Genomic DNA, 24,395 nt, shown 5'->3' on the forward strand with positions numbered 1-24,395 from the left:
CCGACAGGGTAGCCCGAACCCGTGACCAACGGGACACCCACAGTCAACACACCGACGACGCCACCACCCACCGGGACACCCCGCACCCCGACCCCTGTGGCAAGCTGACCCCACACGCGACTGGCGGCCAGAGGATGGGCACCAAACCATCGGGGAGCTGCACGCGCGGAGGTCGACCGCCTGGGCCCCGCCGGCAGAGGAGCACCATGCCCACCGCCCGACTCCTGCCCGGCACCCCCGTCGCCGAACGCATCCTCACCGACGTCGCCGCCGGCGTCACCGCCCTGCGCGCCGCCGGCACCACCCCCGGCCTCGCCACCATCCTCGTCGGCGACGACGACGCCAGCGCCGGCTACATCCGCATCAAGCAACGCCAGGCCACCGAACTCGGCTTCACCTCACCCCACGTACACCTGCCCGCCACCGCCACCCAGGCCGACCTGCACCACGCCATCGCCGAATTCAACACCGCACCCGACGTGCACGGCCTGCTCATCCAGCACCCCATCCCCGCACACCTCGACTACGACCGGGCGCTGCAAACCATGGACCCGGACCTCGACGTCGACGGCATGCACCCGCTCAACATGGGACGCCTCGCCCTCGGCCTGCCCGGACCCCTGCCCTGCACCCCCGCCGGCATCGAAGCCCTGCTCGCCTTCCACGACATCCCCGTCGCCGGCCGCGACGTCGTCATCCTCGGCCGCGGCGCCACCCTCGGCCGCCCCCTCGCCCTGCTGCTCACCCAGAAACGACCCACCGCCAACGCCGCCGTCACCGTCGTGCACACCGGCGTCCCCGACTGGGCCACCCACACCCGCCGCGCCGACATCCTCATCGCCGCCGCCGGCGTCCCCGGCATCATCCGACCCGAACACGTCCGCCCCGGCGCCGTCGTCGTCGGCGGCGGCGTCCGCTACGAAGGCCGGCGCCTCCTACCCGACGTCGACGAATCCTGCGCCGACGTCGCCGGCGCCATCACCCCCCGCGTCGGCGGAGTCGGCCCCACCACCGTCGCCATGCTCTTCCGCAACGCCCTCGACGCCGCCCGCCGCGCCACCGGCCACCCCTGACCGCCCGGCCCGGGCGTCGACGACCCCGACGCCCGGGCCACCACCGGCCACACCCCGACACCACGCCAGACCCCCGGCAGAGCTGGGCGCGCTGACCACCGCCGGCCCGCCGCGCACCGCCGGATCCCGCTCACGACCGTCCGTCGCGCTCCGCCGCCACCAACCCCGCCAACGCCCGATTGGTACGGTTGGACCGCACCGCCGCGCGCTGCTGCCCGGCCGTCACCTCGATGTACGTCTGCGACGACGCCAACGACGCGTGACCCAGCAACCGCATGATCTCCGCCGCACTCGCCCCGTCCTCCGCCAACCGCGTCGCGAAGGTGTGCCGCAACGCGTGCAACCGCGCCCCCCGCGGCACCCGGTCGGTGATGCCCGCCCGCCGGTAGCAGGACTCCACCAGATACTGCAACCCGCCCCGGCGCAGCGGCTCACCCTGACGGTCCACCAGCAGCGGCGCGTCCGGCCGCACCGTGCGCGACCCGAACCGCCGCACCCGGCTCTCCAGGTAGCCCACCAGCACCCCGTCCAGCTCCGGCTCGATCGGCACCACCCTCGGCCGCCCGCCCTTGCCGGCCACGTCGACCCGCCGCTCGCCCGCACGGCCCGTCAGCGATCCCACGCGCAGCGCCAGCAGTTCCGACAGTCGCAGCCCCGCACAGAGCGCCAACGCCAGCACCGCCAGGTCGCGCTCCGGCCACGGGTCGCGCTGGCGGCCCTCCTGCCGGGCCACCGAGGCGAGCAGCTGCTCCGGGGTGTCCGCGCCACGCAGCGGCTTGGGCTGGGGGAGAGGCGCCCGGGGTCGACCGACCGCCGGCATCGGGTTGCCGGCGACCACCCCGTCAGCGACCAGGAAGGAGAAGAAACTGTTCCAGGTGGACCACGCCCGGTGCACCGACGCGACCGCACGGGGAGCGGCGAACCGGGCAAATGCCGCCCGCATGACGCGGGCGGTGAGGGCGGCGACGGGGAGCGCGTCGAGGGGGAGGGGAGGGGTGGCCTCCTCGGCTGCCAGTGCGGCGACGGCGCGCAGGTCCCGCCGGTACGCCTCCAGCGTGTGGGGGGAGGGCTTGCGGGTGGCGCGGGCCGTCAGGAACTCCTCGATCAGCCGCTGTGCCGATTCGTCCTGTTTGTCATGCATAAGGGATATTATGCAGCATTTTCGGGTTCGCCGGCAACGGTGGGAGAGGGGAGAGCGTGCGGTGCTACGTACTGACCGGAGCGCCGGGGGCGGGCAAGACGACACTCGCCGAGGCGCTGCGCCGACGCGGGTGGCCCGTCGTCGCCGAGGCGGCCACCGACGTCATCGCGGCACAGCAGGCGCGGGGCGTCGCCGAACCGTGGCAGGAGGCGGGCTTCGTCGACGCGGTGGCGCGGCTGCAGCGGGAGCGCCACGAGGGGCCCGGGGCGTACGGGACGGTGCGGATCCACGACCGGTCGCCACTGTGCACGTTGGCCCTCGCGCGATACCTGGGCCGCCCGCCGGGGCGCGTGCTGGTCGAAGAGGTGCAGCGGGTGCTCCGCGACGGCGCCTACGAGCGGCCGGTCTTCCTGGTCCAGCCGCTGGGCTTCGTGACGCCCAGCGCCGCCCGCCGCATCGGTTACGCCGAGTCGCTGGCGTTCGCCCGCGTGCACGAGGAGATCTATCACGCGCACGGCCATCGTCTGATCGCGGTGCCGCCCGCGCCGGTGCGGGCGCGCGTGGCACTGGTGGAGAAGCGCCTGCGGCACCTCGCCGGCCTGCCGCCGGACCGGGCCGAGGGAGTGCCCGATCCGTTCTACTTGACATAATGTGCATTATCGAACCTGCGACATCACGCTGGTGGCGGCCTTTGGGGCCTGGCCGGCACGGCGGCAGGTTCGTTCTGGCGGGCGCCTGCGACATGTCGCCCCCGCGCTGGTCCGCCATCGTGACGGGCGGTCCGCACCCGTAGAGGCGTTACGCCTGGGTGGACACTCGGGTCGTTGCGGCCGGCTCGACCGTCGGGTCGCCGCCCGCGCGGGTGGGCTGTGCGGGCGGCGACCCGACGGTGTCGCGATCGAAGCTGGCGTGTGCCTCAGGTCAGGCGTACACGGGTCAGCCAGGGCGCCTCCGTTCTCCCCTAGCAGGGCTGGGCGTACCAGTAGGGATCGAAGTCCACGTACGGGGCCTCGCTCCGGTAGGCGAAGCCGTGGATCGGGTTGCGGTTCTGGTCCAGCAGGTCGGCCCACGTGCCCGGAGTCTGGTTGTTGACGACGGAGCCGTGGCCGTTCCAGTTGAACAGTGCGTAGTCGCCGCATGCGTACATCACGAACATCCGGCCGCGGAGGTAGGTGTCGGTGTAGAGGCAGAAGGCGGTGTAGGGGCAGGTGCCGGCGGCCTGCGAGGAGATTCCGGCGACGCTCGCGTGGACGTTGTCGTTGGGGCCGGCGTGGGCGGCTGCGGGCGCCGCCAGCGTGGCGGCGGCGGCGGCGAACGCGGCGGTAAGGAGCAGGCGTAGCTTCATGAGCTCACCGTGTCAGCGTGGTCGCTCTGCGTCAATCCAGTCGATCTGTGTCGATGGCAACTCGGAATGACGGCCGTCTTGCGTTGCGTGAGAGATCGTGGCAGTCGGCCGTATCGGCACAGGCCCAGCTTCCACGGCGGCGTCGCCGTCGGAGCACCCCGGTGCCGCGTTTCGCTCCACGCTGGTGAGAGGCGGCCACCCCGGCGCGGTGGTGTGTGGACACCTCCCTGCCCGGCCGCTGGGCACGGCGCACTCCCCTGGCCTGCCCTCCTGCCGCGCACCGGAACGTTCGGCCCGGTCGGTACCGTGGCGGACGGCCGGCGCTCGCCACCGTACCGACCGGGCCGCCCTCCGTCAGGTGCCGACGTAGGTCGCGAGGTGCGTGCCGGTGAGGGTGGAGCGAGCGGCGACGAGGTCGGCGGGAGTGCCCTCGAAGACGATGCGGCCGCCGTCGTGGCCGGCGCCGGGACCAAGGTCGATGATCCAGTCGGCGTGGGCCATCACCGCCTGGTGGTGCTCGATGACGATGACCGACTTGCCGGCCTCGACGAGGCGGTCGAGCAGGGCGAGCAGTTGCTCGACGTCGGCGAGGTGCAGGCCGGTGGTCGGTTCGTCGAGGACGTAGACGCCACCCTTCTCGGCCATGTGGGTGGCCAGCTTGAGGCGCTGCCGCTCCCCGCCGGAGAGCGTGGTGAGGGGCTGGCCGAGGCTGAGGTAGCCCAGACCGACGTCGGCGAGGCGGGCCAGGATCGCGTGGGCGGCGGGGATGCGGGCGTCGCCGGAGCCGAAGAACTCCTCGGCCTCGGCCACGGACATGGCGAGCACGTCGGCGATGTTGCGGCCGCCCAGCGTGTATTCGAGGACGGCTGCCTGGAACCGCTTGCCGCCGCACTCCTCGCAGGTGGTTTCGACGGTCGCCATGACGCCCAGGTCGGTGTAGATGACGCCGGCGCCGTTGCAGGTGGGGCAGGCGCCCTCGGAGTTGGCGCTGAACAGTGCCGGTTTCACGCCGTTGGCCTTCGCGAACGCCTTGCGGATCGGGTCGAGCAGGCCGGTGTAGGTGGCCGGGTTGCTGCGTCGCGAGCCGCGGATGGCGCCCTGGTCGATGACGACCACGCCGTCGCGCCCGGCGACCGAGCCGTGGATCAGTGAGCTCTTGCCGGAGCCGGCGACGCCGGTGATGGCGCAGAGGACGCCGAGTGGGACGTCGACGTCGACGTCGCGCAGGTTGTGTGCGTTGGCGTCGCGGATCTGCAGGGTGCCGGTGGGGGTGCGTACGGTCTTCTTGAGGGTGGCGCGGTCGTCGAGGTGGCGGCCGGTGACGGTGCCGCTCCCCCGCAGTTGTTCCACGCTGCCCTCGAAGCAGACGGTGCCGCCCTGGGTGCCGGCGCCGGGGCCGAGGTCGACGACGTGGTCGGCGATCGTGATGGTCTCGGGTTTGTGTTCGACGACGAGGACGGTGTTGCCCTTGTCGCGTAGTTGCCGTAGCAGGTTGTTCATCCGCTCGATGTCGTGCGGGTGCAGGCCGATGGTGGGTTCGTCGAAGACGTAGGTGACGTCGGTGAGGGACGATCCGAGGTGGCGGATCATCTTGGCGCGTTGTGCCTCTCCCCCGGAGAGGGTGCCGGCCGGTCGGTCGAGTGAGAGGTAGCCCAGGCCGATCTCCTCGAAGCTGTCGAGGAGGTGTTGCAGCCCTTTGAGCAGGGGTGCGACGGATGGTTCGTCGAGGTCGCGTACCCAGGTGGCGAGGTCGCTGATCTGCATGGCGCAGACGTCGGCGATGCTCTTGTCCTTGATCTTCGAGGAGCGGGCTTCGGGGCTGAGGCGGGTGCCGTCGCAGCTGGGGCAGGTCTGGAAGGTCACGGCTCGTTCGACGAAGGCCCGGATGTGGGGCTGTAGGGCGTCGACGTCCTTGGTGAGGAAGGACTTCTGGATCTGCGGGATGATGCCGGCGTACGTCAGGTTGATGCCGTCGATCTTGATTTTGGTTGGTTCGCGGTGGAGCAGGTCGTGCAGTTCCTTCTTGGTGAACCTGTTGATGGGCTTGTCGGGGTCGAAGTAGCCGCAGCCGCGGAAGATGCGGCCGTACCAGCCCTCCATGCTGTAGCCGGGAATGGTGAGTGCGCCCTCGTTGAGTGACTTGCTGGCGTCGTAGAGGGCGGTCAGGTCGATGTCGTTGACGGTGCCCATGCCCTCGCAGCGTGGGCACATGCCGCCGAGGCGGTGGAAGGTGGCCTTCTCCGCCTTGGTCTTGGTGCCGCGTTCGACGGTGATCGCGCCGCTGGCCGTCACGGTGGGGATGTTGAAGGAGTACGCGTTGGGTGAGCCGATGTGGGGTTGGCCGAGCCGGCTGAACAGGATGCGCAGCATGGCGTTGGCGTCGGTGGCGGTGCCGACGGTGGAGCGCGGGTTGGCGCCCATTCGTTCCTGGTCGACGATGATCGCCGTGGTCAGTCCTTCGAGCAGGTCGACCTCGGGTCGGGTGAGCGACGGCATGAAGCCCTGCACGAAGGCGCTGTAGGTTTCGTTGATCATTCGTTGTGACTCGGCGGCGATGGTGCCGAACACCAGTGAGCTCTTGCCCGAGCCGGAGACGCCGGTGAAGACGGTCAGGCGGCGCTTCGGGATCTCGACGCTGACGTCCTTGAGGTTGTTGACGCGGGCGCCCTGCACGCGGATCAGGTCGTGGGTGTCGGCGACGTGCGGGGTGTGCGTCCTCGTGGCCGTGCTCATGGTGTCTCCATCTGTTGCGCGGGGGCCGGCTGTGCGGTCTCCGTCGGGCGTCTTCCTCTGCTGGTGGCGGGGCTCAGCGCAGCTCGTTGATGCGGATCAGGTTGCCCGTGGGGTCGCGGAAGGCGCAGTCGCGCACGCCGTACGGCTGTTCGGTCGGTTCCTGGACGACGTCGGCGCCGCTGGCCTGTAGCCGGTCGAAGAGGCCGTCGAGGTCGTCGGTGGCCAGGGTGATGGCGCCGTAGCTGCCCTTGGCGATGAGTTCGAGGATGGTCTGGCGTTCGGCGTCGGTGATGCCGGGGTCGGCGGCCGGCGGGTGCAGGACGATGGAGGTGCCGGGCTGGCCGGGCGGGCCGACGGTGAGCCAGCGCATGCCGTCGTATCCGACGTCGTTGCGGACCTCGAAGCCGAGGGTGTCGCGGTAGAAGGTCAGGGCGGCGTCGGCGTCGGTGTGCGGGAGGAAGGCGTAGTGGATGGTGATGTTCATGCCGGTCACGCTAGTTGTGGCTGGGTGGCCCGTGCTTCTCGATTCCTGATCGGTCTGGTGACCTGTCGGGTGATGCACGACGGCAGCTCCCCCGTGGCGTGGGCGGCGCGGGCGCGGTAGGTGCTCGGTGGGACGCCGACGAGTTCGGTGAAGCGGGTGCTGAAGGTGCCCAGGGAGGAGCAGCCGACGGTGAAGCAGACTTCGGTGACGCTGAGGTCGCCGCGACGCAGCAGGGCCATGGCGCGTTCGATGCGCCGGGTCATGAGATAGGCGTACGGGGACTCGCCGTAGGCGAGGCGGAACTGGCGGCTGAGGTGTCCGGCGGACATGTTCACGCCGCGGGCGAGGGCTTCGACGTCGAGCGGCTTGGCGTACTCGCGGTCGATGCGGTCGCGTACGCGGCGCAGTCGGGCGAGGTCGCGTAGGTGCTGGGCTGCGGCGGAGGTGCTGCTCACGTGCAGGATCGTGTCATGTCGCGGCGGAGTTGCCCAGCAGGACCGGCGGCCTGCCGCCGCAGTTTGTCGGGTCGGGTCATCGAGTGGTGTCGGGGCCGGTCCGGCTGGAAGGCTCTGCAGCTCGTGGGCGCGGATGCCGAGATCCGGCGCGGAGACGGTGGAGCTGGCGGCGCGGCTGGACCGGCTGGACCTGCCGCGTTACGAGCGCACGTTCGCCGCGATGGCGGACTCGTGGAAGCGTGCCGTGGGGTCGACGGATGAGTGGCAGCGGGTGAGTCTGTCCTTCGTGCGGACCGTGGCCACGATCGCTGCCGGTGACGGGCGGGGATTGTTGTGGGGCAACGACGTGTGCCCGGATGTCTGGCGCGAGGCGTTGGGTCTGTCTTCGGCATGGTGCCCGCCCGGATCTGGCTGATGCCGGTTCCGTGGGCCGACTTCGCCACGTCGGTGCCCGTGGGCGCCTCGGCGACCGGCATGGAGCCGCGTGTCCCGCTGCGGCTCCATGCCGGTCGGCCGCCGGGCCTCGGCGCGCCAGCCCCTTCGTGGTCGAGCCGATCGGATGCCCGGTCAGGTGGGGTCGAGGGCGCGGTGCAGGCGGCGGGCCTCGGTGACGAGGCGGCTCGATCCGCCCCGGGCGGCGACGTCGGCCAGGCCGGGCACGTCGATGCGGACGCCGGTCGTGGTGGCCGTCTCGGCGGCCAGGCTCAGCAGGTCGGGCAGGCCGCGTGGGGTTCGGGGTGCGGCGAGGAGCGCCGGTAGTGCGGCGGCGGTGAGTCGCCACACGCTCAGGGGTGCTCCGGCGAGGGCGGCGTCGCGTAGTGGTTCGAGTGCCCTGGACAGCTTGACCAGTTGTTCGGCGACCAGCTGGCCCAGGTGGTGGCCGGTCGCGGTGGCGTCGAGTTGCCCGGCTGCGGCGAGTGCGAGCAGGGCGTCGAGGGTGGCGATGCGGTCGGTGCCGTGGCGGGCGCCGAGGCCGTAGGCCAGGGTGAGGTCGAGGGCGGTCCCGCCGGGGCCGGTGCTGTCGGCGAGCAGGGGCAGGATGGTGGCGCCGTCGCGGTGGTCCATGTCGGCGGTGGCGGCCACGATCGGTAGTGCGTGCGCGGCGACGATTGCCCTGTGCCCCGGCAGGGTCGACGGCCACAGGTTCATCCAGGCGGAGTGTTCGGTGCCGATGGGTGCGGGGTCGGCGGTCAGCAGGCCGTACGGGTCGTCGTGTCCGTCGGGTGGGCGCAGCTCGACCGCGAGGCGTTTGGGTGGCAGGTGGTCGTGCTCCCAGTCGTGGCCGTTCTTGCGGGGGCGTCGGGTGACGGTGGTGAGGCGGGTGAGGGGTTGGGGTAGTCCGCCGGCGCGTAGCCAGGTGGCGAGCCGCTCCCCCGCCGGGGTGCCGAGCGCGGCGGCCTTGTCGGCGACGGTGTCGTCGGTGTCGGCGGGCAGGCGCAGCAGTGCCTGGGTGAGGTCCCAGTGCCAGGGTGTGCGCTCGCCGAGTGCGGTGAGGCGTTCCAGCAGGGTGAGCGGGTCGAGGGCGCCGTTGGCGTGGGTGGGGGTGGCGAGCAGTCCGGGGTGTCCCGGCTGCTGGTTGAGGTGTGCGCCGATCTCGGCGAGGCGGGCTCGGAGCAGTCGGTGTGGTGGGGGTACGCGGGGGTCGGTGGTGATCAGTTGTGGGGTGGGGTTGTCGCGGTCGGTGCGGCGGATGGCGGTGAGCAGCGCTTGCCATCGGCTGCGTCGGCGGTCCTGCTGGTCGGTGGCTGCGGCGGTGGTGAGGACGTCGACCACGACGTGGCAGAGGCAGAGGGGGTCGTAGTGGTGTTCGTTGCCCCAGGACCAGTGGCGGCGGGCGATGACGGGGGTGAGGGTGGCGTGTACGCGTGCGCCGTCGGTGGCGGTGAGGCGCACGAGTGCGTCGAGGATGCGGTCCAGGGGTGTGCCCTGCGACGGGGTGCCGAGCAGGGCGGCTGTCTCTTCGGCGAGTTCGTCGATGTCGGTGATGGGGGCGGGTGCCGGTGCGGGCGGCGGGGGCGGTGGTAGTTCGTCGGCGCGGGGGCGGGTGGTGGCCGGGCCGGGTCCTGCGGTGGCGTCGTGGCCGTGGCGGGTGGCCAGGGTGGTGGCCCGGTCGCGCAGTTCGACGGCGGGGTGTTCGGTGGCGGTCGCGATGACGTCGGCGATGTCGCGGGCGCGGTGGGGGTGTTGGCGGGCCAGCCGGTCTAGCCAGGTGAGTTGGGCGCGTACGAGGGTCTTGTCGGGTCGGGGCAACACGTCGCGGGAGGCGTCGAGCAGGGCGTCGACGTCGGGGTCGGGCAGGTCGCGGAGGGCCTTCTGGGCGATGGTGGCGACGGGGGCGGGTGCGTCGGTGAGCAGGCGCAGGTAGTCGGTGGCGCGGGCGGTGACTTCGGCGGTGGTGGGTGCCAGTTCGGTGAGCAGGGTGGTGAAGGCGCGCAGGGCCGGGGCGCGGTCGCCGCGTAGGAGTCGGCCGATGGTGGCGTCGATGAGGGTGGTGCGGTCGAGGACGCCTTCGGCGGCGAGGGTTGCCAGTGCGGTGGGCAGGGGGTGGCGTTGGCGGTCCTGCCAGGTGGTGCCGATCTCGTCGAACATCATGGGTGTGCCGAGGCCGTCGATCTCGAAGAGTCGGGGCAGCATGGTGGTGAGCATCGGGTCGTCGCGGAGCCGCTCCAGCACGGTTGCGGGCCGGGTGTGGTGGTGCCGCGGTGGTGTGGCCACCGAGTTGAGCCACAGTTCGACGAACCGGTCGTTGGTGGGTGCGGTGGTGCCGGTGGCGTGCAGGAGTGCGGCGATGAACTGCCACCGCACGGTCCAGGTCTGTTGGTTGACCTTGGTGGCCAGGCGGTGTGCGAGGTCGCCGAGCCAGGTGATGCCGCGTTCGTCGGCGACGTGGACGACGAGGGTGGCGGCTCGTTCGCCGTAGGGGTTGATCGTGTTGCGGGACAGGATGGTCGCGGCCTGTGCGGCGGTGGGCAGGCAGCCGACCACGGCGACGGCCAGGGCGGCGCCCGCGCCGACGGTCCAGCGGGTGGTGTGCTGCCGCTGCTTGTACCAGGTCGTCAGGTCGGTGCCGATGTCGCGGCGGCGTTGTTCGGGCAGCCCGGCGAGGGCGGCGGCGATCTGGTTGGCGGCGCCGTTGGTGATCAGGTCGAACAGGTCGCTGGTGCCGCCGGCGGCGAGTTCGCGGTGGCGTCGTTCGGTGCTCTTGACGAAGAGCATCTGCTGTGCGCGGCTCACGACCGCTCCTCGGCGTGGTGGGTGGCGAGCATGCGGGTGGCGAGGGCGTGGCGGCAGGGGCCGCGTTGCCCGCGGTGTTTGGCCCACCAGGGGCAGGTGCAGGTGAGGTCGCCGTCGGGTAGGCGGCGGACCCGGTAGGTGTGTTCGCGGCTGCGGACGGTGGCGGTGGTGGCGTCGAGTTCGACGGCTCCGGTGTCGAGCAGGGCCCGGGCGCCGACCAGGCGGGGGTTGTCGCGTTCGGCGCGGCCGGCGTCGTAGGGCATGGCCCGGTGGAAGTAGGCGGCTTCGGAGACGTCGTAGCCGACGCGGCCGGCGGTGCCGAGTTGGGCGAGCGCGGCGCGGACGCGGGTGGGGTCGAGGTTGGTGTCGGTGGCCAGTCGGTCGACGTCGATGGTGGGGTCCCAGGAGAGTACGGCGGCGACGAGGTTGGCGTCGTCGACCACGTCGTCGCCGGCCAGTGCGGTGAGGGCGGCGCCCTCGCCGGAGAATCCGCGGTACGGCTCGGGTGAGAGGGTCAGGGAGAGTCGCAGTGCGCCGGTGTCGAGTTCCCAGGTGCTCGGTACGGGTGCCGAGCCGGCGGTGACGGTGGGGCCGTAGACGCGCAGGGTGTGGGCGAAGCGGAGCATGCCGTGCAGGGCGGTCAGTCGGCTGGCGCCGGCGAGGCAGACGGCGCCGGGGACGGGTCGGGAGGTCAGCCGTAGTGACCGGCCGGCGGGTACGACCCAGAGGGCCGAGCGGTCGCCGGTGGTGGGCAGTCGGCGTAGGAAGGTCGCCGCTTCGGTGGCGGGGATCTCGGCGCGGGGTTCGAAGGTGGCGGCCAGGATCTGCACCTCGGCGAAGCCGCGCAGCCAGCGCGCCGGCAGGGGGACCTTCTTCTCGACGACGGGGCCGTGCATGGTGTGGACGGTGAGGTCGTCGGGGCCGACGGACAGGTGCAGTGGGTCGAGGCCGCGGACGCGGGCCAGCGCCTGGCGTAGCGGGTTGTTGACGTCGACGTTGGTGGTGCCGTGTTCGAGTGTGTCGCCGTCGATGCCGGCGGGCAGGGTGTCGAGGCGGGCGTAGACGCCGCAGCAGCCGGAGAAGGATTCGAAGCGCAGCCGGTCGCGGCTGCCGGTGACGACGGGGTCGAGGCTGGCGGGGCTGACGGGGCGGTGGTAGCGGGTGCGGGCGACTTCGGCGACGGCGAGCAGGCCGACGGCGGCGGCCTGTGCGGTGGTGAGGAACCCGGTGAAGAATCGCGGGTTGGGTGTGGGGCCGCCGCTGGTCTGCAGGCCGAGTCCGCCGCGCCCGAGGGTGGAGGAGCCGAGATACCGGTACGTCTGCGTTGCGCTCACGTCCGCGGACGGTAGAGGACCCCACCGACAGCATCGAGTCGTACGGTCGTGGCGGGTGCGCCGGTCGGCGGCCTCAGGGGCGGTCGGTGTGGGGGCGGCGGGCGAGCACGAGGGTGGTGCGCAGGCGTAGCACGACGGTGCCGCCGAAGCCGTCGACGAGGGTGCGCATCGCGGTGGTCGCCCGGGTCTGCTGGTCGGCGGTGCGCTGCCGGTACGGGCCGAAGGTCTGCAGCAGGCGTAGGTACTGGTCGGTGCTCAGGGTGAGGTCGCGGTGCAGGGTGTGGGCGTGCACGTCGGTGAACAGGCCGCTGGCGGTGATGTCGTGGTGGAACCAGTCGGCCGGGTGGGGGGTGGCGGTGGGGTCGATGGCGCGCAGGGTGGTGTCGACGGCGTGGGCCTGTGCGGGGTCGGCGTAGCCGTACTCGTGGCCGAAGACGGCGAGGGTGCCGCCGGGGGTGAGCGCGGCGTGGGCGCGCCGGTTGCGGGTGGCGGGGTCGAGCCAGTGCCAGGCCAACGCGCAGGCGAGCAGGGGTACGCCGCCGGTGGGTGGTTGCCACCGTTCGAAGGTGTGGGTGACGGTGTGGACGTCAGGGAAGGTGGCGGTGAGTCGGGCGGCCATGCGGGGGTCGGGTTCGATGCAGGTGACGGGTGCGCCGAGGCGCAGCAGCACCGCGGTGCCGGTGCCGGTGCCGGCGCCGATCTCGGTGACGGTGTCGGGGGTGCTGCCGTGGTAGTCGCGGATGAGGTCGGCGATGGCGTTCGGATAGCCGGGGCGGACGTCGTCGTAGAGGTCGGCGATGGCGCCGAAGACACCGGTCACGGGTGGCATCGTCGCACGGGTGGCGGCGGGTCAGAGGCCGCCGGCGACGCGGAGGACGGTGCCGGTGGTGTAGGTGGCGTCTGGGCCGAGCAGCCAGGCGATGGCGGCGGCGACCTCGTCGGGTTCGCCGGGGCGGCCCAGTGGGATGCGGGCGGCGGCCCTCTCGGGTCGGTCGGGTTGGCCGGAGAGGGCGTGGATGTCGGTGCGGATGATGCCGGGGGCGACGGCGTTGACGCGGATGCCGCGGGGGGCGAGTTCCTTGGCGAGGCCGGTGGTGAGGGTGTCGGTGGCGGCTTTGACGGCGGCGTAGTGGATGTATTCGCCGGGGCTGCCGAGGGTGGCGGCGACGGAGGAGACGTTGACGATGGCGCCGTCGCGGTCCATGCGGCGGGCGGCCTGCTGGGCGCAGAGGACGTAGCCGATGAGGTTGACGTCGACGACGTCGCGCAGGTCGGTGGGGTCGAGGTCGACGAAGGCGCCGATGGGGCTGGTGATGCCGGCGTTGTTGACCAGTCCGGTGAGGGGGCCGAGGTCGGCGGCGGCGTCGAACAGGGCGGTGACCTGGTCGGGGTCGCGGGTGTCGGCGGGGACGGCGAGGGCGCGTACGCCGGTGGCTTCGAGGTCGGCGAGCACGGCGGTGGCGGCGTGGTGGTCGCGGCGGTAGCTGAAGGCGACGTGGTGTCCGGCGTGGGCGAGGCGGCGGGCGGTGGCGGCGCCGATGCCGCGGCTGCCGCCGGTGATGACGGTGACCGGTGTCAATGTGTCTCTCCCCTGTGGTGGCTGTGCGGTCGACGCTACCGGGGCGGGCCGGTGGGCCGGCGCATAGGCTCGGGCGCATCGGTGGTCGGCGACGTGGAGGTGCGCGGTGGCGGGTGTGGGTGTCGGGGACGTGGTGGACGACTTCGAGTTGCCGGACGAGACGGGTACGCCGCGGCGGTTGTCGGAGTTCCTGGCCGCCGGTCCGGTGGTGCTGTTCTTCTATCCGGCGGCGATGACGCGGGGGTGCACGGCGGAGAGCTGCCACTTCCGGGACCTGGCGGCCGAGTTCGCGGCGGTGGGCGCGACCCGGGTGGGGATCAGCCGCGATCCGGTGGCGAAGCAGGCGGAGTTCTCCCGGCGGCACGGGTTCGACTATCCGTTGCTGTCGGACTCCGAGGGCGTGGTGGCGGAGCGGTTCGGGGTACGGCGGCGGCTGCCGTTGGGCGCGCTGAGCACGCGACGGATGACGTTCGTGATCGGCACCGATCGGCGGGTGGTCGAGGTGGTGCACAGCGAGCTGAACATGAACGACCACGCGGACGCGGCGCTGCGGGCACTGGGGGGTTGATCTTCCGGTTGTCGGGGCGGGCTGGTATCAAGGCAGGCACTGAACAGGTGTACGAGGGAAGAGGTTGCTGATGGGTGCCGCTGGCCAGGGTTTGTCCACTGACGAGGTGCAGAGCATCCGGGAGGCGCTGGCGGCGGGCCGCAAGCCGAAGGTGGTGTTCACCGCCTCGGCGGGTCAGATCGCCGGGCAGGTGGGTCAGGTGGTGCAGCTGACCGACCCCGAGGTCTCCGACGAGTACGTGGTGGTCCGCTTCGGACGCGACGAGTTGCCGTTCTCCCCCGCCGACGTCGCGGTGGCCCCGCGCGGCGCCGGGCGCAGGGCGGCCGAGCCGGAGACGCCGGAGCCGGAGCCGGCGGCGCCTGCGGAGCCGGAGTTCGTGTTGGACCGGGTGCCGCAGCAGCGGCGGGAGGAGCCGAAGGTGGAGACGGTGGAGGCGAAGCCCGCACCGGCGCGCAAGGCGGTGAAGGCCGTGAAGCCGAAGGGGCCGGCGGGGCTGACGGTGACGCTGGCGTACGCCGACGGTGAGTGGACGGTGGCGGCGCAGCAGGGCAGCAAGTCCCTCGCGAAGCCGTACGTGGTGAAGCCGGCGGAGGCGCTGCGGATGGTGGCGCTGGTCGACGTGCCGGGCGTGCACGAGGCGGTGGAGCAGATCATGGCTGCCGAGCGGGCCGAGGCCGAGCAGCAGGCGGAGAAGCTGCGCGCGGAGCTGGCGGAGATCGAGGCGCGCCTGGCGGAATTGCGCGAGGCGCGTTGACGGTGCGGCCCCGGCGGCCGACGCGGGCGGGGAGGCCCGCGTCGGCCGCCGGGGCCGTTTCCGGTGGACCGGGGGCCACCGGGTGGGAGGGGTCAGTGCCGCGGGATGTGGGCCACCCCGATGCGTTTGCGGAACACCCAGTACGTCCAGCCCTGGTAGGCCAGCACGATCGGGGTGAACACCACCGCCACCCAGGTCATGATCTTCAGGGTGTAGGGGGTGGAGGCGGCGTTGGTGGCGGTCAGCGTCCCGGCGGCGTCCGCGGTGGAGGGCAGCACGTTGGGAAACAGCGCCGCGAACAGCGTCGCCACGGCCAGCGCGATGGCCACGGCGGTGCCGGTGAACGCCCAGCCCTCCCGGCGCACGCGGGCGGCGGCCAGGCCGCCGAGCAGCGCCAGGGCCGCGCCGACGGCGAACACGACGGCGGCGGTGCTGGAGCGGATGTTCAGCGTCCAGCTCAGGAACGCCACCGCGAGCACGGCGGCGGCCACGCCCAGGCGCACCGCGAGCGCGCCGGCGCGCTCGCGTACCTCGCCGACGGTCTTGAGGGCGATGAACACGGCGCCGTGGGTGAGGAACAGCGCCGCCGTGGTCGCGCCGCCGAGCAGGGCGTACGGGTTGAGCAGGTCGAGCAGGCCGCCGATGTACTCGTGCTCGGCGTCGAGCGGCACGCCGCGCAGGATGTTGGCGAACGCGACGCCCCACAGCACGGCGGGCACCACCGAGCCGACGAAGATGGCGGTGTCCCAGCGGCGTTTCCAGGACGCCTCGGGCCGCTTGTGGCGGTACTCGAAGGCGACGCCGCGGATGATCAGGGCGAGCAGGATCAGCAGCAGCGGCAGGTAGAAGCCGGAGAACAGGGTGGCGTACCACTCGGGGAAGGCGGCGAACATGGCGCCGCCGGCGGTGATGAGCCAGACCTCGTTGCCGTCCCAGACGGGCCCGATGGTGTTGATCAGGACGCGGCGTTCCCGGTCGTCGCGGCCGAGCACGGGCAGCAGCATGCCGACGCCGAAGTCGAAGCCCTCGAGGATGAAGTACCCGGTGAACAGGACCGCGACGAGCAGGAACCAGATGGTGGTGAGTTCCACGGTGTGTCTCCGGTGTTCAGTAGGCGAACGCGAGCGGGCGCTCGGCGTCGTCGTGGGTGTCGTCGATCTCGGGGTCCGGGGTCAGGTCGGGTACGCCGGCCTTGGCGTAGCGCAGCAGCAGCTTGACCTCGACGACGGCGAGGGCGGCGTAGATGAGGGTGAAGGCGGTGAACGAGGTGAGCACCTCGGTCAGCGAGACGCTGCGGGACACGCCGTCGCGGGTGAGCATCTCGCCGAAGACGATCCACGGCTGGCGGCCCATCTCGGTGAAGATCCAGCCGAAGGAGTTCGCCGCCAGCGGCAGCAGGGGCATGACCAGGCCGGCGCGCAGCAGCCACTTGCTGGTGGGGGTGCGGCCCTTGCGCTGGCTCCAGAGCACCAGCAGGGCGATGGCGGCGGCGGCCATCCCGAAGCCGATCATGAAGCGGAAGCTCCAGTAGGTGACCGGGATGATCGGGGTGTAGCTGCCGGCGCCGTACTGGGCGGCGTACTGGGCCTGTAGGTCGTTGATGCCCTGCACGGTGCCGTTGGGGTCGCCGGTGCCCAGCCAGGACAGCAGGTGCGGGATCTTGAGGGCGAACAGTTCGCGGCTGCCGTCGAGGCTGCCGACGGTCAGTACGGAGAACGAGGCGGGGCTCTCGGTGGTGTAGAGGCCCTCGGCGGCGGCCATCTTCATGGGCTGGACCTCGGTCATGATCTTGCCCTGGATGTCGCCGGTGAAGGCGACGGCGGCGGCGGAGACCAGGGTGACCCAGGAGCCGAACTTCGCGGCGAAGCGGTAGGCGGGGGTGTCGGCGGAGTCGCGGTTGCGCACCAGGTGCCACATGGCGACGGCGACCAGCAGGGAGCCGGCCACCAGGAACGCCCCGGCGATGGTGTGCGGGAAGGTGATCATGGCGACCTTGTTGGTCAGCACGGCCACGAAGTCGGTGAGTTCGGCGCGGCCGGTCTCGGGGTTGATCCGGTAGCCGACCGGGTTCTGCATGAACGAGTTCGCCGCGAGGATGAAGTACGCGCTGAGGTTGGTGCCGATCGCGGCGGCCCAGATGCTGGCCAGGTGCAGCCGCTTGGGCAGCCGGTCCCAGCCGAAGATCCACAGGCCGATGAAGGTCGACTCCAGGAAGAACGCGACCAGCGCCTCGATCGCCAGGGGGGCGCCGAAGATGTCGCCGACGAAGCGGGAGTAGTCGCTCCAGTTCATGCCGAACTGGAACTCCTGCACGATGCCGGTCACCACGCCCATGGCGAAGTTGATCAGGAAGAGCTTGCCGTAGAACTTGGTGAGCTTCAGGTACTTCTCGTCGCCGGTGCGGTGCCACAGCGTCTGCAGGATCGCCACCAGCACGGACAGGCCGATGGTCAGCGGCACGAAGAGAAAGTGGTAGACGGTGGTGACACCGAACTGCCAGCGGGCGACGTCCAACGCGTCCACCAGTAACCCCCAGGCTTTGCATACTACGAGACGTAGTAAATACTACTTCCCGTCGTAGAAAAAGCGGCAGGGGCGGGGGTCCCGAAGCGACCCGGGACCAATGACCCTGATCACCTCGGCCGGACGGCCCGGCGGTGCGCACCCCGTACGCCACCCGCACCGCGCGGGCCGCCGCCCGCGTGCGACCATTGCGCGCTGATGGACACCACCCGCCCGACCTGGCAGCCGCCGCTGATCTGGCGTGCCGCGCAGGTGCTCGCCCGCGTCGTCGTCGCGCTCCTGGCCCGCCTCGAGGTCAGCGGCGACGTGCCCGAGGCGCTGCGCCGGGGCCCGCTGATCCTGGCCGCCAACCACATCAGCCCGTTCGACCCCGTCGTGCTTGCCGCCGCCTGCCGCGCCCGGGGGGTCTCCCCCCGGATCATGGCCACCGGCGGACTGTTCCGCACCCCCGTCATCGGCGCCGCGATGCGCCGCGCCGGGCATCTGCGTGTCGACCGGGGCACCGCCGCCGTCGGGCGCGCCCTCGACGACGCCTCGGCGGCGGTCTCCGGCGGCTCCGTGATCCTGGTCTACCCGGAGGGCCGCATCGGCCTGGACCCGGGCATGTGGCCCGAACGCGGCAAGACCGGCACCGCCCGCCTCGCCCTGGCCTGCGGCGCCCCGGTCATCCCCGTCGCCCAGTGGGGCTGCCACGAGGTGGTGCCCTACCGCGCGCCCAAGGGCCTGCTGGGGGGCGTCGCCCGGTCCCTGGTGCGCCGTCCTGTCGTGCGGGTGCACTTCGGCGACCCGGTGGACCTCGCCGACCTGACGCCGGCAGCCCCGGGGGCCGCCCTGCGCGCCACCGACCGGATCATCGACGCCATCACCGATTCGCTGGTGCCGTTGCGGCCCGACGAGCCCGACAGGCCCCGCCACGTCGACCCGGGTCGTCCGGTCGACACCAGCCGCTCCCAGCGCCCCCGCCGGAGAGCCTGATCCCCGGGCGTGGGCACGGTGGCGAGGCGATCAGCGTGCGGGTGCCGCTGCTCGTCTCCGCCCTGCTCGTCCTCGTCTGCGCGGGCGGGTACGCCGCCCTGCGCGCGGCGTACCACGACGCGAAGGACCGCCGGGATCTCAGCGACCTGACCCGCTCCTCCCCCTGGCCTGCCGAGGAACTGCTGGTCCCCGACGACCTGCCCCGCTCCGGCGTTGTCGGCTGGCTGGACCGGCTCGGTCTCGACATCGCCTACGACCTGCGCACCGGCGACGGCCGTGAGGTGCCCGTGGTGTGGCAGCAGCACCACCCGGCCCCCGACGGGTCGCTGGCCGACGGGGTCGACTGCGGCGTCCGGACGATCCACGTCTGCACCGACGCCGGCGACGGTCTCACCCTCGTCGTGACCCGGGACACCGACAACAGCGACCCCGCCACCGCGCTGTACCTCTTCGCCCGTGACCGGGTGCTCAGCGTCAGCGTGCAGGGTCCCGATCCGGTGACCGTCGACGACCTGCGTGCTCCGCTCACCCGCACCCACCACCCCTCCGACGGCGAACTGCTCGCCCTGCTGCGCCGGCCCGGCCACCAGACGGACTGGAGTTGACCCGGTCCGGCCGCCGGCCGGTCACGCGCCGGCCACCGCGCCCGGGCATACTCCCCGCGTGACCCACGCCTACCTGGACGGGCCCGCACCGCTGGCGTTCGCCCACCGTGGCGGCGCCGCCGAGGGCGACGAGAACACCGCGGCGGCGTTCGCCCGGGCGGTCGGGCTCGGCTACCGCTACGTCGAGACCGACGTGCACGGCACCGCCGACGGCGTCGCGGTGGTCTTCCACGACGCCACGCTGAGCCGGGTCACCGGCGAGGCGGGGCGCATCGCCGAGCTGCGCTGGGCCGACCTGGCCTCGGTACGCGTCGGCGGCGCCGCCGTGGTCCCCCGCCTCGACGAGGTCCTCGACGCCTGGCCGCAGGTGCGGTTCAACATCGACGTCAAGGCCGACGGCGGTGTCGAGGCGACCGTGTCCACCATCGCCCGCGCCAACGCCGGCGACCGGGTGCTGCTCGCCTCCTTCAGCGACACGCGGCTGGCCCGGCTGCGCGCCCTGACGCAGGGCCGCGTCGCCAGCAGCCTCGGCATGCGCGGGGTGGCCCGGCTACGGATGGCGTCGCTGACCGGCCGGCCGCTGCGCCTGCCCCCGTCGGTGGTCGCCGCGCAGGTGCCGGTGCGCTACGGGCGCGTGCCCGTGGTGGACCGCCGGTTCCTGCGTCACGCCCACCGACTCGGCCTGCACGTGCACGTCTGGACGATCGACGAACCTGCCGAGATGCACGAGTTACTTGATCTTGGGGTGGATGGCATCATGACCGATCACGTCGGCGTGCTGCGCGACGTCTACCGCAGCCGCGGCCACTGGGCCGCCTGACCCGTTCGAAGGACCCCGATGGCCGAGACCGTCACCCCCGCGGTGGACGACACCCCCGCCCCGACGAGCACCCGCCGCGAACGCAGCGGCTGGTACTTCTACGACTGGGCGATGTCCGCCTTCTCCACCACCGTGATCACCGTGTTCCTCGGCCCGTTCCTGACCACCGTCACGAAACTCGCCGCCGGCTGCGAACTGGGCGCGGACGATTGCAGCGGCCACGTCTACCCGCTGGGCATCAAGGTCGCCGCCGGCTCGTACTTTCCGTACCTGGTGTCGCTGTCGGTGTTCCTCACCGTGTTCGCCCTGCCGATCGTCGGCGCGATCGCCGACCGGTCGGCGCACAAGAAGCGGCTGCTCGCCGCCGCCGCGTTCACCGGCGCCGCCGCGACCGTCGGCATGCTCTTCGTCACCGGCGACCGGTACCTGCTCGGCGGCGCGCTGTTCATGATCGCCAACATCGCCTTCGGCGCCGGTGTGGTGGTCTACAACTCCTTCCTGCCGCAGCTCGGCGGCCCCGACGACCGCGACGGCATCTCCAGCCGCGGCTGGGCGCTGGGCTACCTGGGCGGCGGCCTGCTGCTGGCGCTCAACCTCGTCGCGGTCAGCATGCTCGGCGAGGAGGGCAACCACCAGCGCACCCTCGACCTGGCCCGCTGGTCGATCGTCTCCGCCGGGCTGTGGTGGGCGGTGTTCACCCTGATCCCGCTGCGCTGGCTGCGCGAGCACCCCACCGCCGCCGCGTTGGCCGGCGGCAACCCGGTCACCGACGGGTTCCGGCAGCTCGGCCGCACCCTGCGCGAGATCAAGGCGTACCCGCTGACGCTGTTCTTCCTGCTGGCGTTCCTGGTCTACAACGACGGCATCCAGACCGTCATCGCCCTGGCCAGCCAGTACGGCACCGAGGAGCTGAAGCTCGGGCAGAGCACCCTGATCGTCACCATCCTGCTGGTGCAGTTCCTCGCCTTCGGCGGCGCGCTGCTGCTCGGCGCCCTCGCCAAGCGCATCGGCGCCTGGAAGACCGTGCTGATCAGCCTGGTGCTGTGGACCGGCGTGATCCTCGGCGCGTTCCGGCTGCCCGCCGAGGCACCGCTGCCGTTCATGATCCTCGGTGCCGCCATCGGCCTGGTGCTCGGCGGCAGCCAGGCCCTGAGCCGGTCGCTGTTCAGCCAGCTCATCCCCGCCGGCAAGGAGGGCGAGTACTACGGCTTCTACGAGATCAGCGACAAGGGCACCAGCTGGCTCGGCCCGCTGGCGTTCGGCATCGTGTTCCAGCTCACCAACTCCTACCGGGTGGGCCTGGTGTCCCTGCTGATCTTCTTCGTCGTCGGGTTCCTGCTGCTGCTGGCCGTGCCGATGCGCCGGGCGATCCTCGCCGCCGGCAACACCCCGCCCCGGGTGCTCTGAGGCCCGCGCCCGTCCGCGCCGGCCGGATCGGGAGGCGTCGATCGGCTAGGCTGCCCGACCGTGACCGACCACGCCGCCGCCCCGACCTGCCTGGCGCGCCCGCCGCTGGGCCCCGACGACTCCCCCGCCGGGTGCGCCGCGGCGCGGGGCGTGGACGGGCGCCCGCTGCACGCCGCGGCGTTGAAGTTCTTCTGGGGCCCCATGGACTGCGGCAAGTCCACGATGGCGTTGCAGATGAACCACAACCACTCCCGGCAGGGCCGCCGCGGCCTCGTCACCACCCGCATCGACCGCTCGCTCGGCCCGCAGGTCACCACCCGCATCGGCCTGGCCCACGAGGCCGTCGAGGTCACCGACGAGCTGGACCTGCGTGCGCTGGTGCGCGACACCTGGGCCGAGGGCGTACGCGTCGACTACCTGATCTGCGACGAGGCGTCGTTCTACAACCTGGAGCACATCGAGCAGATGGCCGAACTTGTCGACAGCTACGACGTCGACGTGTACGCGTTCGGGCTGGCCACGGACTTCCGCTCGTGCCTGTTCCCCGCCGCGCAGCGGCTGTTCGAGCTCGCCGACGAGGTCGCCCGCATCCAGGTCGAGGTGCTCTGCTGGTGCGGCCGCGAAGGGCTGCTCAACGCCCGGGTGGTCGACGGCCGGGTGGTCCGTGAGGGCCTACAGGTCGTCATCGGCGACACCGTGGACAGCGCCGAGGTGCGCTACCAGGTGCTCTGCCGCCGGCACTACCGCGCGGGCGAACTCGGGCCCCGCTGACGCCTCAGTACGGGTCGCCGCACACCCGCCAGTCGCCGTCCTCGCGTACGACCGACAGCGTGCGCTCCTCGGTCAGACCGCTGTCGCGGGTCAGGCGCACCGTCACCGTGCCGCGCGGGCGCCCACCGCGGGTCGCCACCGACACGTCGACGATCTCGTAGCCGTTGACCACCGGCGGCGTACGCAGCCAACTGGTGAACCCGATCGGGCTCCACCGGCTGCGCGCGTCGGCGCAGAGCCGGTCGTACGCGCCGTCGGTGTCGCCCGCCGCCACGGACCGCAGGAACCCGTCGGCGGTCTCCCGCACCGGGCCGCTGGCCTGCGTGACCACCTGCACGTTCCAGGCGCCCAGCCCCGCCACCCCGACGCAGCACAGCAGCACGGTCACGCCCGCGAACACCAACCCGGTACGCACCGGGCGGCCCCGACGGGCCGGCCGGCTCCACGGCTGCTCAGCGCCCACCCGTCGACCGTAGAGAACCGGCGGCCCCGCCCGCAGGAAAGTCGGCCCTGTCGTCCCCGCGCCGCCCGGCCGGGTCGCGGTCGCCGCCGACGCCCACCACCGCTCGGAGCGGCCCTGCCGCGCGCGGTCACGCCTCGATGAGCCCGGCCCGGATGGCGTAGCGGGTCAGCTCCAGCCGGTCCCTGAGGCCGAGCTTCTGCAACAGGTTGGCCCGGTGCCGTTCGACGGTCTTGACGCTGATGAACAGCAGGCGGGCGATCTCCTTGGAGGAGTGCCCCTCGGCGACGAGCTTGAGGATCTCCTCCTCGCGTTCGGTGATGGTCCTGGCCGGCAGGCTCTCGCCCCGGGCGCTGCGTTCCAGGTAGGTGCGGATGAGGGCGTTGATGGCGCCGGGATACAGGAACGGCTCGTCGCGCACGGCGGCGCGGCACGCCTCCACCAGGTCGCGGTCGGCCACGGACTTGAGCACGTAGCCGTTCGCGCCGACCTTGAGGGCCTCGAAGAAGTACTGCTCGTTGTCGTACATCGTCAGGATGAGGATGCGCAGGCCCGGCTGCTGCCGCGACAGCTCCCGGGCGGCCTGCAGACCGGTCAGCCGGGGCATGGCGATGTCGAGGATCGCCAGGTCGGGCCGCTCGCTGCGGGCCAGGGCGATGGCCTCCGCGCCGTCGCCGGCCTCGGCCACGACCGTCAGGTCCGGCTCGCTGTCGAGGATGAGGCGTACGCCCCGACGCACCAGGGCGTGGTCGTCGGCGAGCAGGATGCGGGTGGTCACGGCCGGTGCTCCCGGCCGCCGAGGGGCACCCGCAGCCGCACCTCGGTGCCGCCGTCGGGGCCGGGCGCCACGCTGAGCTGGGCGCCGATGAGCAGGGCGCGCTCGCGCATGCCCCGTACGCCGGCACCCTCGGCGGCGTCGCGGACGCCCCGGCCGTCGTCGCGGATGCGCAGCTGCACGTGGCCCGGCTGACGGGCCAGCGACAGCTCGACGGTGGTGGCCCGGGCGTGGCGCACGGTGTTGGTCAGGGCCTCCTGCGCCACCCGGTAGATCACCAGCTCGGCCTCGCCGTCGAGGGCGGGCAGGTCCGCGTCGAGGTGCTGGCGCACGGACAGGTCCGTGTGGCCGGTGACCTCCGTGACGAGGGCCTTCAGGGCACTGGTCAGGCCGAGTTCCTCCAGTACGCCGGGGCGCAGCCGGCGCGCGATGCGGCGGATCTCGTCGAGGCTGTCGCGGGTGGTCTCCTGCACCTGGGCGAGCTGGGCGCGGACCGGTTCGGGCGCGTGCCGGGCGACCTGCTTGAGTTCGAGCAGGACCGCGGTCAGCGTCTGACCGACCTCGTCGTGCAGCTCCTGGGCGACGCGTCGGCGCTCGGCCTCCTGGGCGGACAGGGCGCTGGCGGCGCTGGTGGCCCGCTCCGCCTCCAACCGGTCGATCATCGCGTTGAAGGCGCGGATCAGGTCCGCGATGCCGGCCTGCCCGGCCGGCACCGGGCGGGGCTCGGGTTGAAGCAGGTCGAGCGTGGTCATGGCCCGGGTCAGCCGGTGCAGCGGCGCGAGGCCGACGCGCAGCAGCGCGGCGTTGGCCACCAGCATCGCGGCCAGGCCCACGGTCAGGACCACCGCCTCGGTGAGCAGGACGGGGGTGGACACCGTGACCGGGCCGAGCAGCAGCAACGTGGCGGCGACGAGCACGGCGGCGTTGAGCAGGAAGATCCGCCAGAACAGCGACACGGCGGCTCCTCTCCTCGCGGCCCGTCCCTGACGCCGAGCGGCGTCGGCGGTTTCCCGCGGCTCGTCACGCCACCCACCGGCCCGCCCCGCGGCGGTGATCACCCTCATCATCCTCAGCCTGCCGGCCGGGGCGCGTGCGGTAAATGCGTGCCCGCACCCATTATCCGTCGCGCCACCGCCGGCAGGACCGCCGGCCGGGGCCCGCCAGCACGGCAAATGGGTGTCAGCCCCGATGTCGACCCGCCCGGCGGCGATGACCATGAACGTGAGCCCGGGGCCCGGAGCAGCCCCGGGCTCCACTTCCCCTGCCCGGCTCCCGCTACCACATCGTCACCACGATCATGACCGCGCCGATCGCCCGGGTGTCCGTGTGGCCGCGCTACCTCGCCGCGTAGCCGCCGTC

24 protein-coding genes are annotated in these 24,395 nt (G+C 72.4%); 10 read left to right on the forward strand and 14 right to left on the reverse strand.

Annotation, left to right across the window (positions count from 1 at the left end; all coding sequences use genetic code 11):
* The first annotated feature begins 206 nt into the window (after nucleotides 1-206).
* Nucleotides 207-1,073, forward strand: coding sequence for a bifunctional 5,10-methylenetetrahydrofolate dehydrogenase/5,10-methenyltetrahydrofolate cyclohydrolase (locus tag AC5L34_RS19415; protein ID WP_441177965.1), 867 nt, complete (start codon nucleotides 207-209; stop codon nucleotides 1,071-1,073).
* A 130-nt stretch (nucleotides 1,074-1,203) separates the two neighbouring features.
* Here the strand turns inward: AC5L34_RS19415 and AC5L34_RS19420 are convergent, their stop codons facing one another.
* On the reverse strand, nucleotides 1,204-2,214 hold the full coding sequence (locus AC5L34_RS19420) for a tyrosine-type recombinase/integrase (RefSeq protein ID WP_494826275.1): 1,011 nt from the start codon (nucleotides 2,212-2,214) through the stop codon (nucleotides 1,204-1,206).
* Between the two features lie 56 nt (nucleotides 2,215-2,270).
* Here AC5L34_RS19420 and AC5L34_RS19425 point away from each other — a divergent pair, with 56 nt between their 5' ends.
* The gene (locus tag AC5L34_RS19425; protein ID WP_494826277.1) at nucleotides 2,271-2,864 is read left to right on the forward strand and encodes an AAA family ATPase; all 594 of its coding nucleotides are present in this window, start codon (nucleotides 2,271-2,273) and stop codon (nucleotides 2,862-2,864) included.
* 311 nt (nucleotides 2,865-3,175) lie between these two features.
* Here the strand turns inward: AC5L34_RS19425 and AC5L34_RS19430 are convergent, their stop codons facing one another.
* The 4 genes from AC5L34_RS19430 to AC5L34_RS19445 all read right to left on the reverse strand — a co-directional run bounded on the left by AC5L34_RS19430 (nucleotide 3,176) and on the right by AC5L34_RS19445 (nucleotide 7,231).
* Complete coding sequence (locus AC5L34_RS19430) at nucleotides 3,176-3,559, reverse strand: peptidase inhibitor family I36 protein (RefSeq protein WP_441177968.1); 384 nt, start codon at nucleotides 3,557-3,559, stop codon at nucleotides 3,176-3,178.
* Nucleotides 3,560-3,913: 354 nt separating this feature from the next.
* Complete coding sequence (locus AC5L34_RS19435; protein WP_441177969.1) at nucleotides 3,914-6,292, reverse strand: ATP-binding cassette domain-containing protein; 2,379 nt, start codon at nucleotides 6,290-6,292, stop codon at nucleotides 3,914-3,916.
* A gap of 73 nt (nucleotides 6,293-6,365) precedes the next feature.
* Nucleotides 6,366-6,776: a VOC family protein gene (locus AC5L34_RS19440; protein WP_357721592.1), complete on the reverse strand. Its 411-nt coding sequence runs from the start codon at nucleotides 6,774-6,776 to the stop codon at nucleotides 6,366-6,368.
* Nucleotides 6,777-6,781: 5 nt separating this feature from the next.
* Nucleotides 6,782-7,231, reverse strand: coding sequence for a helix-turn-helix transcriptional regulator (locus AC5L34_RS19445; RefSeq protein ID WP_089000352.1), 450 nt, complete (start codon nucleotides 7,229-7,231; stop codon nucleotides 6,782-6,784).
* 157 nt (nucleotides 7,232-7,388) lie between these two features.
* Here AC5L34_RS19445 and AC5L34_RS19450 point away from each other — a divergent pair, with 157 nt between their 5' ends.
* Nucleotides 7,389-7,646, forward strand: a complete 258-nt coding sequence (locus AC5L34_RS19450) for a hypothetical protein (RefSeq protein ID WP_441177970.1) — start codon at nucleotides 7,389-7,391, stop codon at nucleotides 7,644-7,646.
* Between the two features lie 152 nt (nucleotides 7,647-7,798).
* On the opposite strand, the gene AC5L34_RS19455 is transcribed toward AC5L34_RS19450, so the two are convergent.
* The 4 genes from AC5L34_RS19455 to AC5L34_RS19470 all read right to left on the reverse strand — a co-directional run bounded on the left by AC5L34_RS19455 (nucleotide 7,799) and on the right by AC5L34_RS19470 (nucleotide 13,378).
* Nucleotides 7,799-10,465, reverse strand: a complete 2,667-nt coding sequence (locus AC5L34_RS19455) for a DUF7824 domain-containing protein (RefSeq protein ID WP_494826281.1) — start codon at nucleotides 10,463-10,465, stop codon at nucleotides 7,799-7,801.
* Entirely contained in the window at nucleotides 10,462-11,799 is a 1,338-nt protein-coding gene (locus AC5L34_RS19460; RefSeq protein ID WP_494826283.1) for an SWIM zinc finger family protein, read from the reverse strand. Before AC5L34_RS19460 ends, AC5L34_RS19455 begins: the two co-directional genes overlap by 4 nt.
* Before the next feature lie 73 nt (nucleotides 11,800-11,872).
* Nucleotides 11,873-12,619 (reverse strand): class I SAM-dependent methyltransferase, encoded by a 747-nt coding sequence (locus AC5L34_RS19465; RefSeq protein ID WP_494826285.1) that lies wholly within the window; start codon nucleotides 12,617-12,619, stop codon nucleotides 11,873-11,875.
* Between the two features lie 30 nt (nucleotides 12,620-12,649).
* Nucleotides 12,650-13,378, reverse strand: coding sequence for an SDR family oxidoreductase (locus AC5L34_RS19470; RefSeq protein ID WP_494826287.1), 729 nt, complete (start codon nucleotides 13,376-13,378; stop codon nucleotides 12,650-12,652).
* 106 nt (nucleotides 13,379-13,484) lie between these two features.
* Between AC5L34_RS19470 and AC5L34_RS19475 the strand changes: the two genes are divergently transcribed.
* Both AC5L34_RS19475 and AC5L34_RS19480 read left to right on the forward strand, forming a co-directional pair.
* Nucleotides 13,485-13,946: a peroxiredoxin gene (locus AC5L34_RS19475; protein ID WP_441177975.1), complete on the forward strand. Its 462-nt coding sequence runs from the start codon at nucleotides 13,485-13,487 to the stop codon at nucleotides 13,944-13,946.
* 70 nt (nucleotides 13,947-14,016) lie between these two features.
* Nucleotides 14,017-14,700 (forward strand): hypothetical protein, encoded by a 684-nt coding sequence (locus AC5L34_RS19480; protein ID WP_441177976.1) that lies wholly within the window; start codon nucleotides 14,017-14,019, stop codon nucleotides 14,698-14,700.
* Nucleotides 14,701-14,792: 92 nt separating this feature from the next.
* Here the strand turns inward: AC5L34_RS19480 and cydB are convergent, their stop codons facing one another.
* A complete protein-coding gene (gene cydB, locus AC5L34_RS19485) occupies nucleotides 14,793-15,791 on the reverse strand; it encodes a cytochrome d ubiquinol oxidase subunit II (protein WP_101409884.1) in 999 nt (332 codons plus the stop codon).
* Nucleotides 15,792-15,807: 16 nt separating this feature from the next.
* Nucleotides 15,808-17,223: a cytochrome ubiquinol oxidase subunit I gene (locus AC5L34_RS19490; protein ID WP_441177977.1), complete on the reverse strand. Its 1,416-nt coding sequence runs from the start codon at nucleotides 17,221-17,223 to the stop codon at nucleotides 15,808-15,810.
* 198 nt (nucleotides 17,224-17,421) lie between these two features.
* Between AC5L34_RS19490 and AC5L34_RS19495 the strand changes: the two genes are divergently transcribed.
* The 5 genes from AC5L34_RS19495 to AC5L34_RS19515 are packed head-to-tail and all read left to right on the forward strand — an operon-like array spanning nucleotide 17,422 to nucleotide 21,801.
* Entirely contained in the window at nucleotides 17,422-18,198 is a 777-nt protein-coding gene (locus tag AC5L34_RS19495; protein WP_441177978.1) for a lysophospholipid acyltransferase family protein, read from the forward strand.
* Between the two features lie 35 nt (nucleotides 18,199-18,233).
* Nucleotides 18,234-18,803 carry a hypothetical protein gene (locus tag AC5L34_RS19500; protein ID WP_494826291.1) on the forward strand — a complete coding sequence of 190 codons (570 nt, stop codon included), beginning with the start codon at nucleotides 18,234-18,236 and terminating at the stop codon, nucleotides 18,801-18,803.
* 58 nt (nucleotides 18,804-18,861) lie between these two features.
* Nucleotides 18,862-19,623, forward strand: coding sequence for a glycerophosphodiester phosphodiesterase family protein (locus tag AC5L34_RS19505; protein WP_494826293.1), 762 nt, complete (start codon nucleotides 18,862-18,864; stop codon nucleotides 19,621-19,623).
* A gap of 18 nt (nucleotides 19,624-19,641) precedes the next feature.
* Complete coding sequence (locus AC5L34_RS19510; protein WP_441177981.1) at nucleotides 19,642-21,030, forward strand: MFS transporter; 1,389 nt, start codon at nucleotides 19,642-19,644, stop codon at nucleotides 21,028-21,030.
* A 60-nt stretch (nucleotides 21,031-21,090) separates the two neighbouring features.
* Nucleotides 21,091-21,801: a thymidine kinase gene (locus AC5L34_RS19515; protein WP_441177982.1), complete on the forward strand. Its 711-nt coding sequence runs from the start codon at nucleotides 21,091-21,093 to the stop codon at nucleotides 21,799-21,801.
* A 4-nt stretch (nucleotides 21,802-21,805) separates the two neighbouring features.
* Here the strand turns inward: AC5L34_RS19515 and AC5L34_RS19520 are convergent, their stop codons facing one another.
* The 3 genes from AC5L34_RS19520 to AC5L34_RS19530 all read right to left on the reverse strand — a co-directional run bounded on the left by AC5L34_RS19520 (nucleotide 21,806) and on the right by AC5L34_RS19530 (nucleotide 23,992).
* Nucleotides 21,806-22,264, reverse strand: coding sequence for an Rv0361 family membrane protein (locus AC5L34_RS19520; protein ID WP_441177983.1), 459 nt, complete (start codon nucleotides 22,262-22,264; stop codon nucleotides 21,806-21,808).
* A gap of 127 nt (nucleotides 22,265-22,391) precedes the next feature.
* Nucleotides 22,392-23,039, reverse strand: coding sequence for a response regulator (locus AC5L34_RS19525; RefSeq protein WP_101409876.1), 648 nt, complete (start codon nucleotides 23,037-23,039; stop codon nucleotides 22,392-22,394).
* On the reverse strand, nucleotides 23,036-23,992 hold the full coding sequence (locus tag AC5L34_RS19530) for a HAMP domain-containing sensor histidine kinase (RefSeq protein WP_441177984.1): 957 nt from the start codon (nucleotides 23,990-23,992) through the stop codon (nucleotides 23,036-23,038). Before AC5L34_RS19530 ends, AC5L34_RS19525 begins: the two co-directional genes overlap by 4 nt.
* Nucleotides 23,993-24,395: the final 403 nt, after the last annotated feature.

The organism is Micromonospora sp. ZG13 (genome assembly GCF_059359355.1).